The organism is Yoonia sp. R2-816, from assembly GCF_046762905.1.
Taxonomy (GTDB): domain Bacteria; phylum Pseudomonadota; class Alphaproteobacteria; order Rhodobacterales; family Rhodobacteraceae; genus Yoonia.
Window position 1 is genome coordinate 34,545 of record NZ_JBKQXN010000325.1, and the last position, 14,854, is coordinate 49,398.

Genomic DNA, 14,854 nt, shown 5'->3' on the forward strand with positions numbered 1-14,854 from the left:
AGGAGCCTGAAAACGCCTGCTCATGACTGACCGCACCGAACCACAAAGGGGGAAGCCCTCTGTATCCGTGGCTTCTCAAATCGAGCGTCTTGAGGCTCTCGTAGAGCGCGAACGCCAGACACGTTTTTCTGGTGGGGCTTTTGGCTATCTTTGGGCCTATTCAACGCCTGTGGCGTGGATCGCCTTCGTCGTTATCTTCTTTTGGATCTTGGGGCGGACCCCACCTATCGCTGTTGGCGCGGAAATCTTCGTGGCCACGGGGATTTTGCCCTATGCACTCTACCGTCAAACGATCACATCAATGATGCGCACGCTTATCGCATCGCGCTATATGGCATATTACACACCAGTCAACGGGCAAGACATCTTGCTAGCCTCGGCAGTGCTGGAACTGGTGAACATGATCCTTACCTCGCTTCTGATTTTCGGTGGGATCATTCTTTTATTTGGCACACCGCTGCCTGCAAATCTTCTTGTCGTCTATGCCGCCATGGCCATGGCATGGGCACTCGGGGTTGGTATGGGCAGCTTGTTTGCAGCCATTGGGCAGGCTTCGGACAGTTTCGCACGCGCCGTACCTCTTGTTTTGCGCCCGCTATTCTGGATTTCGGGTATCTTTTTTACCGCGACAGAACTGCCCGCACAGGCGCAGGCGTTGTTCTGGTGGAACCCTCTCTTTCACTGCATCGAAGCCCTACGCGAAGGATTTTTCATAGGCTATCAATCTCCGGTGGCCGAATTGTGGTATCCGGCGGTTATCGCGGTCAGCTGTTATCTTGCTTCTGCGGTGGTTGAGCGTCATATCCGGCACCGCCGTTTGGCTCGGCATCATCTATGATAGAGATGATCGACACAACTTGGCTGATCCGCACGCCAAAAGGCCCCAAGGCCCTTCTAAACAGGCAATCAGCGTGGTTCGACTCCCGTGAACGTGTGGGCATTCTGGCAGCAGCCGGCACTGGGAAATCCTCTTTGGCACGGCTGCTCGCCGGAATCGAGCCCCCGGACAGCGGCTCCGTTCGCAGTTCCGGTCGGGTGTCGTGGCCAATTGCTTACGCTGGCACCCTCCATCCGGAGTTGACCGGCGCACAGAACATCAAAATCATAGCCCAGCTCATTGGCGAAGATCCTGTTGAAATGTTGGCCTTTTGTGAAGAATTCACCGGGGCAAACCTGCCGATTGCAAGGAAGCTGAAGTTCTTTGCACCCGCGCAACGGCTAGCACTCTCGTTCTCTGCATCAATGGCCGTGCAGTGCGACCACTACATCGCCGATGAGGTCGTGGGATACGGTGATGGCACCACCCGTGCCAAATGCACTGCCATACTGGAAGAACGGTTGGAAAAAGCTGGGCTTATCTACATCTCGCGAAACGCCGCCCAACTCAAGAAACTGTGCACAAGGTTTCTTGTCTTGACACAAGGGCACCTGATCGAATGCCCTTCCTCTGAAATCGCTGCCGCAGTGCTTGAAAACGCGACAGGGACAGATCGCGACGACAAGCTGCTTGACCAAGAAGAAATCGGAGACGTTTATGTCTGACGAAACGCCCACAAACCCAGCCGATGTCGAAAAGGCAGAGCGCTTGCGTCAAGCGGAAATCGACAAAGCTGAACGCATCCGCAAAGCGGAAGAAGAAAAAGCCGAGCGGGTGCGTAAGGCCAAAGAAGCACGCGCTGCTGAATTAGCTGCAGAAGCAGAAGCCCAAAAAGAAGCGGCGCGTAAACTCCTACCCTCGGCCGCCGGCCTCGAAGTCGCGCGCGCCGAAATCAAAACCAGAAGCAAGCAAGCACAGCAGAGTTTCCTCAGGCAACTTTTGATCTTTGTTGCCTTGCCCACCTTGCTTGTCACGCTTTATTCAGGCTTCGTCGCCACACCACTATACGAAGCCAGATCCGTTATGGTGGCTTCGAAAGCCGGGCGCGACAATGAAGAGGGTCTCGGTGGACTATTGGGGGCTGTTGGCGGCGGACAGTCCAACCTGCATGAAGCTTTCATGGCGCATGAATATGTTCGTTCCCGTGCTATGATGGTGCAACTGGAACAGGATATGGACCTTGTCACGCGGTATTCCGGCCCGCAGATGGATGTCGTGCGGCGCCTGCGCGATGTACCCGCTTTGGGTATCAACAAATCGGACCAGTTTTCCCGCTTCGTGGATTCCTCCATCAACATCCAAACCGGTCTGATGACGCTTTATGTGCGCGCGCTTTCACCTGACGACGCGAACCAAATTTCCGAACAAATCATCACGCGCGTAGCGGAACGGGTGAACGCACTGTCATCGGAGTTGTTTGGAGAGCGGATTGCGCAAGCGGAAGGGGCCGTAGCACAAGCGCGCGAAGCGCTTGTGCAAGCTCAGGCTTATCTGACCCAATTGCAGATCGACAGCGGCGAAGCCAACCCGCAGGCGCGCATCGAAGGGATTTATCGCACCATTGGGCAGCTTGAAACGACTGCTGAAGAATTACGTGGACAGATCGATGCAGCGGAGGTTGCGGGACAATCCGACACCTACCAGACCCAAAGACTGGAAGAGCTTGAAGCGGCACAGCAAGCGCGGATCGAAGAATTGCGCCGCAAGTTGGTGCAAGATCCTGATGGCAATGGGGATCGCGCACTTAATACGCTTCTTCTGGAATTCGAATTGGCTGTCTTACAAGTGCGTATTGCCGAGGAAACTCTGACTGCCGCTTTGGTCGGCTTGGTGCAGGCACAAGAAGAAGCCGCACTTGGGCGCAGCCAGTTTCAAGTCGTCGTACCACCCAATACCGGCAACATCCCCAGTTCGCCTAATATGCTGATAAACGCCCTGATTGCGTTCTTCAGTACGCTCAGTGCACTAAGCATTTTTCGTCTGTTGCGCTCTAACCGGCTCAGCTAGTTATTCCTGTACCTCTCGTCCAGCAGCAAGGAAGTTACGAGCATGTCAGATACAGTCTCTTCGACCGCCAAACCTCTGGAAGCCTATGACCTACGTGTCGATGCGCAAATAGTCAGCCTTAGGATCGATCGATTGCATCCTGCGCTAGCAGCCGGAGACTACGCCGAGGTCGACCGCATTCTTGCCCACATCGTGGAGGCCCGACCCGATCGTTTCAAAGAACATATCGAACGTGTCGATCATGCTCTGACCAACGGCGAATATGAACGTGCAGCACATTTGTTTGACGCAATCGGTGTGGATTTTTCTGCCGATGTATCCGGGGCCACCACCGACCATGACACCGCAGCCTTGCGAATTGCGCTGCGCCTCAAGCGTCACGAGCTTGCCGCGGCAATCGCGGCGCGCCATGCGCCTGACTTCGACCAATCGTCGCTCATGGCCAATCTTGCTATGCGCGCATTTGATCGGGCTGGCCGCCCTGACGATGCGATTGCAGCGGCGCATCAACTGGTCAGACTTGCACCAGATGCACCCGATGCACTAGGCGAAGTGGCGTCATTTCTGAACGGCCAGGGCAAGATGGCGCAGACCGTCGATCTGCTGACGCCATTGGATTTATTGCAATTCGACCATTTCGACTTGCTGCTGCAAGCCGGCCGGGCTCTGGCCAAAGATGGGACACGTGCGGACGACACAATCGCTGTACTCAGCAAGGCGCACGTATTGGACCCAGCCCATCCGCAACCACGGTTGTTGTTGGCGCGAAGCTACATGGCAATGGAACAGCCGGAGGACGCACTGGCCGCGATCCGCTACGATCCGCAACAGATCAAAGACGAGCCAGAGAGTTTGCGGGCTCAAGCCGCAGAGGTGTTGCTGGCCAATGACAAGGCTGCGGATGCAGCGAAAATATTCTTCAAGTTGCTCACTGAGAGGCCTGACCATTCAGGCTGGAAGCAAACATACGTCACTGCATTGCTGCAAGCCGGACAGGCAAAAACAGCCGAGGCGGTTTACGCATCACTGCCGGTCCCGATGACGTATCCACCTCAGGGCGCTGCGCTCGCATACGCCTGTGCCGCGCTGCGAGCCGCATTACGACTACAAAAGCCCGCTTTGGCGGCCGAGCTTGCCGCACCATTTGAACCTGAATTTGCATCCGATCCGATCTTGGCCGTTCTGTCGATGCGCGCCTTTGAGCGGGACAAACAGGGGAAACGCGCCTGTGCAGCAGCCGAAGCGCTCGCCAAAATGGTCGATCTGGACAACCCGGCACCGCTGATCGAAGCTGTCGCCCTGCTCTCCAGCCATGGGCGCGGACGTCAGGCCGTCGAATTACTGGACCGTTTTCCGATGGAAAGCTGCACTGACTTCGACCTTCTCTTGCAAGCAGGTCGCGCTATGTCGCTGTCACACCAATTCGACGACCGTGCGATAGAAGTACTCTCGAAGGCACGAGACATAAATCCAGAGCACCCCCAGGCGCGGCTGTTTCTGTCCCGTGCCTTCATGCGCTTAAACCAACCGCGACGTGCACTCGAAGCGCTGAACTACGACACCACAACCATTGATGGTGCCCCTGAAAGCCTAAGGGGTCAGGCGGTAGAAACCCTGATGGCGAACAATCGTCACGGTGATGCGGTTGCATTGTTAAAGCGATTGGTCGCGGACAACCCAAACCACAGCGGATGGAAACGCGCGAGCGTAAGCGCACTACTGCTTTCGGGAGATACAGCAGGTGCGGAAGCACTCTACACGGATGACCTCAGCCGCCGTCCCATGATCGCACGTAACTACACTGATTTCGGGGAAGCGCTCGCTGATCTGGACAACCTGATTGATACGGCCCAGATCCCCGACTACCGATTTGAATGGGCCTATCAACGGCTAAAATACCTGGGCTGCGCTCCTGACGACCGGGGCGTGTGGGAGCGGCGCTGCAAATGGGTTCACTTGGCCGATCACTTGACCATCGACTGGATTGAGGGGCGCACCAACGAGGTCGAACAAATCCTCGACCGCATGCATGGCCTTGAGGACGGGACCGAAGAACTCCGCTTTTACGAGAACAAGGGCATGGGCGTATTCTTGACGGCCGCCCATATCGGGGCACTTTTCTCATCTCCGCTGGCTTTGACAAGGGCAGCCAGCAATTACCGCTGGATTGCATCGACCCCCGTCATTGCAAGCGTGCCAGGTTCAGAGTTCCTGATTTCGACCTTCTCTCAAAACCGACTGCGACTGGCCAAGCAAATCTACAAGGCCGTCCGGGCGGGAGCCGTTGTTTCATTAGCCGCAGACGGCATGCAACGCGGGCGACGGGTACAGTTCCTTGATGATGAAATCTATGTCTCGGACTTCGTGCCACGCGCGATTCACCAGCTGGGCGCCCCTTGCCTGTTTCCCAAGTTCATGTGGGAGGACGACCAGATCTCAGTATCGGTGATACGCCTGTGCAGCCCTGAACCTGGGGAACAACTGGAAGACTACATTGAACGCTGGAGCAACGATTATGCACGGGTTCTGGCAGACTGTTTTGCCACCAACCCCGACAACATGCGTTTGACCGGCGGGATCTGGGACAACGTGCGTCTCTGAGCTGGAATTGTCCCCGCGGCCCACTCAGGTGTCTGAATGGCTAAAGTCGCAGATCACTCTCTGCGGCTGAAAAAATGGCCTTCATGTCGAACAGGACACCATTTCCTTTCAGCTTCGCCCGGATGGCCTTTGGTCCCATAGATTTGAACTCCCGGTGGCCAACTGCAAGGATGACGGCGTCATATGTTCCCTCAGGAACCTCTGTCATGATGTTGAGGCCAAATTCGCTACGCACTGCATGCACGTCTGCGCGCGGATCGCAGATATCAACTGACAGGTTGTAATCTGCCAAGTGCTCCAGCATATCCACCACTTTCGTGTTGCGAATATCGGGGCAATTTTCTTTGAATGTTATCCCCAAAAGCAGAACCCTGCCGCCACTGACGGTGCTGCCCTTCTGGATCATCTTTTTGACCAGACGGGTGATCGCGTTGCGCGGCATACCCTCGTTGACCTCTCGTGCCATACGTATGATGTCGGGGACGTGGCCCACCTCCATCGCCTTGTGCACTAGGTAATAAGGGTCCACACCGATGCAGTGACCACCTACAAGACCAGGGTTCATACGGTTAAAGTTCCATTTGCTGGCAGCAGCGTCCAACACATCAGACGTGTCGATACCGATCCTCGAGAAAATCATGGAAAGCTCATTGATCAACGCGATATTCACGTCGCGCTGGATGTTTTCAATGACCTTCGAAGCTTCTGCGACCCTTATGCTTGCTGCCTTGAAAGTGCCCGCAGTGATAACCGTACCATACAGGGCGTCAATCAGATTCGCTACCTCCGGCGTAGATCCAGAGGTCACCTTGACGATTTTTTGTAAGGGTCGTTCCTTGTCGCCGGGGTTGATCCGCTCAGGGCTGTAACCGGCATAGAAATCTCGGTTAAATTTAAAGCCGGACACCCGCTCGACCACTGGAATGCAATTGTCTTCCGTCGCACCGGGGTAGACCGTGCTTTCATATATGACGATGTCGCCGGGTTCTATGACAGAACCTACAGTTTCAGAGGCCTTGATCAACGGAGTGAGGTTCGGTTGGTTATGCCGATCTATTGGTGTGGGTACGGCGATGATGTAGACGTTACAGTCTGCAATCTTGGCTGGCTCATTACTGTAAACCAACTGATCAGCGGCCCGAAGGTCCGCTCCATCGATCTCGCCGGTCGCATCGGATCCGCTCTGCAGCGCTTGTACGCGTCCGACGTTAAGGTCAAAACCAACTGTCGCCCTCGATTTGCCGAACGCTACGGCAAGAGGCAAACCGACATAGCCCAAACCGATAATGGCAACTTTCAAGTCTGAAAGGCACGGCAAAATCGCTGAGCGTTCGGAATTCAGGGTATCGGGAGAAATGTTCACGATCTTGTCCATTCAGTTGTTTCGAGACAACGCACACGGTGTGGCCCAACCGCTATATGTTTGCAGTAACGGCTGTTTCGTGTCCTCAAAGTCGATTCGTTGGTGGGTGCCCTACAATTTTACGCGGGTAATGCATACACCTTTAAATTGCAACGCTACTTCGACAAACAAACAGCTGCTGCTGTGTTAAAGATAGCGCCGCAGCGACAGCATTCGCGAAAACGTGCTCATCTCATTGGCTGATTTTTTTTACCATGGATTTCTGGATCAGCGAGCAACGGCCTCTCAGAAGATAGGAAACTTGCATATTCAGAGCACTTTCGTACCCGGCTACGATGATGTGTCGGCGTCGGTTTTTCTTGAAATCGACGCCGAAAACTTGTCGTAGTCAATCCTTCAAGTCATCAAGGTTTGCCTCCTTTTTCCGTCGCGATTTGCCCTTGAGCTTAATATGGAAGCGGTTATTCGATAGGCGGTCCAAAACCGCATCGGCGATGATTGGATCAACGATAAAGGAATACCAATCGTTGTACGGCCGTTGTCCGATGAAGATGGTAGACTTTGCACCAACTCGGTCATCCACGATCTCCAGAGGTCCGATTTCCCTTGTTGGGTCATCGGCGTTACGCCGAAGTCGTCTAGAACGAGTAGGTAGTATTTGGATAGTCTAGCCTTAAATTTCAGCAGCTCTCCGTCTGCGCGCATCAAAGCCATTTCGTACAGCAAGTCATCCAACCTGTAGTATTTCGATTTGATGGCCTGTCTTATCGCTGCCGTAGCAATGCAACAGCAAAGCCAAGTCTTGCCCGTTCCAGTTTCACCGGAAATCAAGACATTCCAGCCATGACGCACCCAGCTGCACTTAAGAAGCTCACGAATCTGAGAAGGTTCAAAGCCTCGTGTGCCGCTTAGTTTGATCTCTTCTGGGGCAGCATTTAGCTTAAGCTTGGCGTCCTTTGGTAAGCGGGCCATCATGGCATCATGGCATCATGGCATCATGGCGTTTCTCTTTTTCCTTTAGAAATAATGAGCCTAGCCTCTCCGTGAAAGGTAGGTTTTCTTGGTTCGGCTGTTTAGCCTCGAGCTCCAAGGCGTCGGCAAACCCAGACAGGCGAAGCTCACGCGCAAGCTCGATAACAGTGTGAATCTGCATCAGCTTGCCTGCTCGTCACTGTAGTAGTCCGGGCCACGAACATTACCTGACGGAGATGCTGGCTTAGCGAGTGTATCACGTGAAAAGTTAGGGAGGCCTCGTTCCAAAACGCGATAAACTGCTTCGGCACTTATCTGGCCTCGCTCCTCGGCTTGAACGATGGCGCTCTCAACCAAATCACGCCCACATTGGTGCATTTTTCGGGCAATGTTCTTCGTCATATCCCCCGTGTCTTGCCCCCGTAAAACTGTGCCAAAGTTGGATTATTTTTGGAGGCGGGATTTATGGCGCGGAAACGGTATTCGGATGAAGATATTCTTCGGCTCTTGCGTGAGATTGAGCTGAGCCTGGCGTCTGGTTCGGACGTGGCGAGGGCGTGCAGAACGGCTGGTGTCAGTGATGCGACCTCTTACACATGGCGCAAACGCTTTGGTGGCATGGGGCGATCCGAGATGGCCAATTTGAAGGCATTGCAGAAAGAGAATGACCGGCTCAAGAAGATTGTGGCGGAGCTTGAGTTGGACAAGCTGATCTTGAAAGAGAGCCTGGATTATTTAAAGCCGAAGGTCCCGCTGACCGGCAGGTGAATGCGCAGCAATCACCGAGAGGGAGACGACAGACCAGCTTCGTCAGGCCGTGGTGCATATCCGACAAAAGCTGGCAACTTCGGAACGCCGCACGTGTCGGGTTCATGGGGTTGGCGCGGAGTACGCTACAATACAAGGCAGCGCCGAAGGATGATGAGGCGTTGCGCCTCGCGATGATCCGGCTGGCTAAGCAATATGGGCGCGACGGCTACCGAAAGGTCGCCGAGTTGCTTGGCGTTGAAGGTTGGTCGGTCAATCACAAGAAGACTGAACGGCGAGACCTTGTCCGCCATTGGTCCGAGGACAATGGTCGAGCGGCGCGCAGAAGGCCTGCAACTTCCAAGGCGATACAAGAAGCGGAAGCGGCTGTCCACAAGGACAGCTCAATCATCCGGCTGCGGCCGCAACATCCCAATCACATCTGGAGCGTCGATTTTGTCCACGATAAACTGAGCAACGGGCGGCCCTACAAGATGCTCACGGTGCTGGATGAATATACGCAAGAGGCGCTGTGTGTCGCAGTCAAGCCGAAGATGAACAGTGCAGACGTGCTGGATGCGCTTTATCCACTGCTTCTGCGGCGCGGAAAACCTGAATACATCCGCTCTGACAATGGCTCAGAGTTCATCGCAACAGCACTACAAGACTGGCTGAGAAAGGTCGGGATCAAACCGATCTAGATCTATCCAGGATCATCCTGGGCGAACGGCTACAACGAGCGCTTCAACGGCACACTGCGCCGAGAAGTCCTGAACGCCGAATGGTTCCACACCACCAAACAGGCCCAGATCGTCATCAATACCTGGCTCAGACAGTACAATCGTGTTCGGCCACATCAGGCCCTAAACATGCGCCCGCCCATGCCAGAAACCCTGCACAAAAGTGGCCCATAGAAATGGGGCTGGACACGCTTCCGCAATGGGCTCGTTCCAGTCATTAGCTACGCGTGGCCTGAACGTCCACTCACGACAAACATCGACGTTCAAGCCAATACCTATTCATAAATCGAAGGTCGAGATGGAGTAATTACAAGCGTGGAAAGCCGATTCCGTCCATACAAGGTTGAACATCGCTGAACGTGTCGGAACCCAAATCTGCAATGAGACTAAAAAGAGACTTGGACTGTTCTGAGTGTGCTGGAACTTCCTCTAAGTCGTTGATTTTGTTTGGAGGCGAGTACCGGATTATCCAAAGTGAATTTCTTAACCTTGATTCTAAAAGGAAAATTGGAAACGCTATAGTCCTCCATATAGTCCATTTTACGGACCGCGATTTGTAGCGAAGTCCGCGAAGTGAAGCCGTTTCAGAGCCAAACGTCACCCAATGTTGGAGTTGGTAAAAAGGCCATTTGTCGTAGACGAAGGGAAATTACGAAGTGCATTGATTTACTGTAGCCATATATTGTAGCAATCTGGCAGCTTTTGCCCAGTCACGGCTCAACTGAATTCGATTACCTGACCCGCGTTCGAACTAGAGCAATGCCCATCGTGGCTTAGTGCTACAGACCTGCGATCAACATCTTTTACTCAGGTATTGATCACCGCCGTGTTCGCTAGTGGCGGGGGTTCGTCACCACCGACAGCGAATGACCGTCAAACTGCATGTATGATCGATGCCAACTGATGCCGAAACAAGCAAAACAACGGATGGAACGTTCTCAAATCAAACGGTCTACTAGTCTGCTACGAACGAACCCTGTACCAGCAATGTCCCGGCTCCAGATGTATCATCAATCAACAATACTCCTCCGATCTCGTCCCCGTTTGGTCCGAAAAAGCCGCCTGAAGTTGTAACTACTTCTGTACCACTCAAAGCCGCGGACACCTCTGTGCTAGAAAACTCAGCAACCCCGCCAGAGAACTGACCATCAACCAGTGCTGCGTCGTTAACGTGGACAACCGCCACATTGCTCACATCGACCGGTGCTGCAACTCCATCTCGACGTTGTCCATTAAGATCAGAGAAGGTCATGTCGATGTCGCCCTGAGCAAAGTTTACGTCGATGCTGGCGCTTCCGATCAATTCATAAAATGATGTACCATCGATTATTTGTATGGATGCTGACCCAACGCCATCATACGTGGCGGTGCCGCTATCAGGGACCTCAGAAAGATTCGTGGGCACTCCGAATATGCCAAAGAACGGGTCTGCGTTCTGAGGTTCTGCTATAAACAATGCGACGTATTCGGTGGCGCCTTGAGTTATTGATGCCACGCCGCCTTCGTCAAATGCGACACGGGTCCTATCACCGTTGATTGTACCGTCCAGGTTTCCGAGACGGATCGTGTTGCTGCCGCGATCTAGCGATCCAGATGACGAAGAAATTGATCGGGCAGTACTGTCCAAGCTATCACTGCGGATTTCACTCGAAGCGGTAGATTGAAGATCAAACACGCTGTCATAAACGATGTCAGTTCCGGGTGTAGGTGTTGGTCCGGGAGGGCACCCCGCAAGGCAAAAGAAGCCGCCGCTCAGCACTACCACGGGTCGTAAAAAGTCCATTCGTTTATCCAAATACAAAGTTGTCAGAAGTTAAATCCGTGACGAGGATATCAAACAAAACAACGGTTGTTCCTTGGTCACTAAAGATTGCGTTGCCGGACACATTCTCGAAGTTGCTCAACACATCCGCAGGCGTAGCGTACCCAAAGCCAATGAATTCGAGTACATCAATTTCCGTCTGGAAATCACGACCGGAAACGAAGGAGCCGCTCAAGTCCACATAGTCAATCTCCACTTGTCCGATGATATCAGTCCCTTCAGCAGGTCTAAATATGAACGTATCTGCGCCGCCACCGCCAGAAAGCAAGTCATCACCAAAACCTCCAACGAGAGTATCGCGACCAGAGACTGCGGTGCCAATGTCGCCGATAAGGATATCGTTGCCGTTTGCACCATAAAGGGTGTCACCGCCGATTCCTCCGACTGCAAGATCGTGACCTGTACCTGAGAAGAATACGTTTTCCCCGGAAAGGGCAACTAGTCGGTCGTCGTCGTCATCACCGAACAACTGATCTGAACCGAAGGCGTCTACTACCACGTCGTCTCCTGCGCCTCCATGAACTTCGTCATTTCCAGTTCCACTCAGAACAAAATCGTGTCCTCCCCCTCCTGCAAACTGGTCATTGCCGCTTCCTAGAGAAGCAACTATTCGTTTGTCGGATTCCTGCCCCACAATATCAAGCACTGTCGAAGCAGCCTCAAAGTTCAAATAAATTGTGTTCTCTGAGAGGCTTGTTCCATCAGTGTTCCCAATTGTAGCGGTGAATTTGTCAAGTGCATTTTGTCCAATATCCGCCAAATTTACCACAATGTCCTTGAATTGATCCAACAGAGAGAACTCGGTCTCACCGTCTGCATCAGTGGACTCAAAGCGAACCTGACCTTGATCATTTGATATGGATATCGAAGACGTAGTAGTCGATGTAACGCTGATTTCTACAGACTGTCCCTCCTCAGTTTCCGACTTCCCAAAGTCAGGGGGGGCGTTTTGCTCATTTTCGTTTCTTTGGTTCAGGAACTCGAATGCCTTGGAGGTAAGCCATGCAAGTGTCCTGGACGGAGATACAATCGACGAGACTCCACTTCCTCCTGTTAGATTATCTAGTATTTCGCGACCAATCGGGGTTTCTGATAAAATGAAGTCAGCCGCCCTAAATGGAGTTGGAGCTACCAACCGTGCGAGATCAGTAACTCTTATGATCTCGATGTCTGGAATATCGGAGGTACCAAAAAGATAGGTGAGAGTTGTTTCCGTAATCGCACTTGTTTCAACGTCGGCCTGTCCAAATCGTAGAGTGAGAGCATCAGCAAAGACGCTACCGACATCAGTAGGCACCTCGGCGCGTTCTAAACTACCGTAAACATAGATTGATGTGTCGCCCGCCGCCAAGAAAAGTGCGCCTAAGTCGAGCACCAATCCGGAAGATATCCCCTCTGCGAATTCGACTATATCATCGGTAGAGATGACGCCATCTCTCGCCGCTTCGTAAGCAATCAAGGCTGTGTCAAGAGGTCTAAGAAATTTGCCGAGCTTCGATAGACCAGTATTCATAATGCCTGGAACCGTGTCATACCTTGTCAACATCAGAGGCGGCTGAGACGGGTCGGAATCGCTTACAAGAGTGCCAAACGGGGTTACCAATTGTCCTGGAGTATACTCTGGCCATCCCAAAGCTTCCGAGACAGTAGTTAGCAGTTGAACCGCCAGTTCTCCACCAGTACCAATTAGCTCTTCGATTCCAGGAAGATCAAGTTGCACTAGCAAATCTTGATCTCGCGGAGCAGAAACAACAGCAACGTTAGCGCCTTGGGTCGTCGAGTGACCTTCGGCATCATATGCTACGATCTCAAAATAGTTTGATCCAGCTTCCGACCCACCGACGTATTCGAGGTTCGAAATATCGGAAGCCAATACACTCAAATACCCGTTTTGTATCGGCTCACCGTCAAGGTAAAATCCCGACCCATGTTCGTCTGGGATTCTATCCCAAATCTCAAAGCTCACTATATTACTTAGGTCACCCGAAACCAAATCCCTGAAATCGATAGTGGTTAGCGGTAGAATTCGAAGATCATCGATTGCTAAGTCGGGTCCGTCAATTGAAGGTGTATCGGCCTCGCCGATCCGAATAAATGTATCAAATATCTCATCGAGTTCTTGGCCATCTTTCTCGATCAACGCTCCGAAGGTTTGCACCCCTTCGCCAGGTCCATCATTAACGATCCGAATGCCGATAGTCGCAGTCTCCGCGCCATTCGCAAATATGATGGGCACGTTCTCAGGCCGACCGCCACCATTCGAAAGCACATAGTCTTCGGGATAGTTGGCGGTTTCTTGCAATGTTGAGAATAAGATGGTTTCCGCTGGCCGATCTCCCGTCCGGCGTATCGTGAAGGTAATAATATCACCCTCGTTCGGCGTTTCGTCACTTACCGTCAGATCGTAAGTTGTATTCTGAGCAGCCTCATTGATGGTCACGAATGCTGACCGGTCGAGGAAAACATCAGGAAGATCGGAGGGGTTGCGCTGCACGATAGCCCGGAAGTTCTCAGGTGAATCGTTGCCATCGCCACTCAAGACATCGATGGTCACGGAGCGAGAAGTTTGACCGGCGGTGAAGACGACCGCTACGTTCTCTGGCCGCCCACCGCCGTCCAACCGGTAGTCACCGTCATCGAAGGTCGCGGTACCGGAGAGCGTCGAAAAGTAAACCGTCTCCGCTGGTAGGTCGTTTGATCGGGTGATTGTGAAGGTGACTTCATTGCCTTCGGTAATGGATGTCGCGTTGGGCGAAATCGAATAGGTCGTGACAGGAGAGCGCACAACAATTGCGAAACCAAGAGAATTATCAGCTTCATCTGACTCAACAACGTTGTTCAACGCATCTCCGCTTACGACAACGGCGTAGGTGCCGTCTGCGAGGTCTTGCGGGATCACAAACGAAAGTGTTTCGTTGGTGTTGGTTTCCCCGGCATCCAAAATTCCGCTAGAGTTTGTGTCTAACAAGACGGCCTGGCCGTCGATACCCATGTAAACGCCAGCCGAACTGGATGGTGCATCAGCGTTCCCGGTGTTTTCAACATCAACAACTACAGTAAACGTTTCACCGGGTGCGTATGTTTGCGTGACTGTCTCACCTTGACTGATGTCTTGGGCGCCAACGTCAACATCACTGATCACAATGTTGGGCGTGCCTTGTACAACTTGGATGCCAAAGCCCTGTGTGTTGTCTGTCTCATCCGTTTCGGCAACTTGATTGAGGTAATCAACCGATATCACCAAAGGATAGAAACCATCCGGTAGATCGTCTGGAATGTCGAACGAGAGCGTTTCGTTGGCGTCCGTCCCACCGGCCGAAATCGATCCAGTCGAGTTCGTGTCCATCAAGACGGCTTGGCCGTTAATCCCCATGAAAATCGCCGCAACACTTGACCCGGCTGGTCCTGCCCCATCGTTTTCGATGTCTACAACGACAGAAAATCGGCTCCCCGGCGAGTAACTTTCGTCCACCGTCTCATTTGGGCTTATGTCTTGATTCCCGACATCGACATCACGAATGATTAGATTGGGCACAGCAACACTCCGTATACCTTTGTCAAAACCGTGGGTTGCGTGGACCACGGCTACTAGTCAACAAAATTAATCAACCGAAACCTGCGAAAAATTCGATTGGAAATCTAATTTTCAGAAACCTTAGCCGAAAAGTATCTTATTTCAAATACTGTTTCGAGCGGCCGATCAGGACTTGTTCGCTCGTTCTTGG

The 14,854-nt window shown here is 52.8% G+C and carries 11 protein-coding genes and 1 pseudogene; 7 read left to right on the forward strand and 5 right to left on the reverse strand.

The annotated features are described in order from the left end of the window. Nucleotides 1-22: 22 nt before the first annotated feature. From ACFWW2_RS23540 to ACFWW2_RS23555, 4 genes are read left to right on the forward strand one after another with little or no spacing between them, the layout of a single operon-like run. Nucleotides 23-838: an ABC transporter permease gene (locus ACFWW2_RS23540; protein ID WP_393932502.1), complete on the forward strand. Its 816-nt coding sequence runs from the start codon at nucleotides 23-25 to the stop codon at nucleotides 836-838. Next, on the forward strand, nucleotides 835-1,542 hold the full coding sequence (locus ACFWW2_RS23545) for a hypothetical protein (protein WP_393932504.1): 708 nt from the start codon (nucleotides 835-837) through the stop codon (nucleotides 1,540-1,542). Before ACFWW2_RS23540 ends, ACFWW2_RS23545 begins: the two co-directional genes overlap by 4 nt. After that, nucleotides 1,535-2,884 carry a hypothetical protein gene (locus ACFWW2_RS23550; RefSeq protein ID WP_393932506.1) on the forward strand — a complete coding sequence of 450 codons (1,350 nt, stop codon included), beginning with the start codon at nucleotides 1,535-1,537 and terminating at the stop codon, nucleotides 2,882-2,884. The genes ACFWW2_RS23545 and ACFWW2_RS23550 overlap by 8 nt, the downstream gene beginning before the upstream one ends. Nucleotides 2,885-2,926: 42 nt before the next feature. After that, nucleotides 2,927-5,485 carry a tetratricopeptide repeat protein gene (locus ACFWW2_RS23555; RefSeq protein ID WP_393932508.1) on the forward strand — a complete coding sequence of 853 codons (2,559 nt, stop codon included), beginning with the start codon at nucleotides 2,927-2,929 and terminating at the stop codon, nucleotides 5,483-5,485. A gap of 40 nt (nucleotides 5,486-5,525) precedes the next feature. On the opposite strand, the gene ACFWW2_RS23560 is transcribed toward ACFWW2_RS23555, so the two are convergent. The 3 genes and pseudogenes from ACFWW2_RS23560 to ACFWW2_RS23570 all read right to left on the reverse strand — a co-directional run bounded on the left by ACFWW2_RS23560 (nucleotide 5,526) and on the right by ACFWW2_RS23570 (nucleotide 8,001). Next, on the reverse strand, nucleotides 5,526-6,860 hold the full coding sequence (locus tag ACFWW2_RS23560) for a nucleotide sugar dehydrogenase (protein WP_393932510.1): 1,335 nt from the start codon (nucleotides 6,858-6,860) through the stop codon (nucleotides 5,526-5,528). A 376-nt stretch (nucleotides 6,861-7,236) separates the two neighbouring features. After that, nucleotides 7,237-7,823: pseudogene (locus ACFWW2_RS23565) on the reverse strand (ATP-binding protein). A gap of 4 nt (nucleotides 7,824-7,827) precedes the next feature. After that, a complete protein-coding gene (locus tag ACFWW2_RS23570) occupies nucleotides 7,828-8,001 on the reverse strand; it encodes a hypothetical protein (RefSeq protein WP_393932512.1) in 174 nt (57 codons plus the stop codon). Nucleotides 8,002-8,285: 284 nt separating this feature from the next. On the opposite strand from ACFWW2_RS23570, the gene ACFWW2_RS23575 reads away from it, so the two are divergent. From ACFWW2_RS23575 to ACFWW2_RS23585, 3 genes are all read left to right on the forward strand, one after another. After that, complete coding sequence (locus ACFWW2_RS23575) at nucleotides 8,286-8,588, forward strand: transposase (RefSeq protein ID WP_393932514.1); 303 nt, start codon at nucleotides 8,286-8,288, stop codon at nucleotides 8,586-8,588. Nucleotides 8,589-8,698: 110 nt separating this feature from the next. Next, nucleotides 8,699-9,268 (forward strand): DDE-type integrase/transposase/recombinase, encoded by a 570-nt coding sequence (locus ACFWW2_RS23580; RefSeq protein WP_393932516.1) that lies wholly within the window; start codon nucleotides 8,699-8,701, stop codon nucleotides 9,266-9,268. Further along, nucleotides 9,269-9,481, forward strand: a complete 213-nt coding sequence (locus tag ACFWW2_RS23585) for an integrase core domain-containing protein (RefSeq protein WP_393932623.1) — start codon at nucleotides 9,269-9,271, stop codon at nucleotides 9,479-9,481. A gap of 781 nt (nucleotides 9,482-10,262) precedes the next feature. Here the strand turns inward: ACFWW2_RS23585 and ACFWW2_RS23590 are convergent. Then, a complete protein-coding gene (locus ACFWW2_RS23590) occupies nucleotides 10,263-11,090 on the reverse strand; it encodes a transferrin-binding protein-like solute binding protein (RefSeq protein ID WP_393932518.1) in 828 nt (275 codons plus the stop codon). Between the two features lie 4 nt (nucleotides 11,091-11,094). Next, nucleotides 11,095-14,664: a CARDB domain-containing protein gene (locus ACFWW2_RS23595; protein ID WP_393932520.1), complete on the reverse strand. Its 3,570-nt coding sequence runs from the start codon at nucleotides 14,662-14,664 to the stop codon at nucleotides 11,095-11,097. Nucleotides 14,665-14,854: the final 190 nt, after the last annotated feature.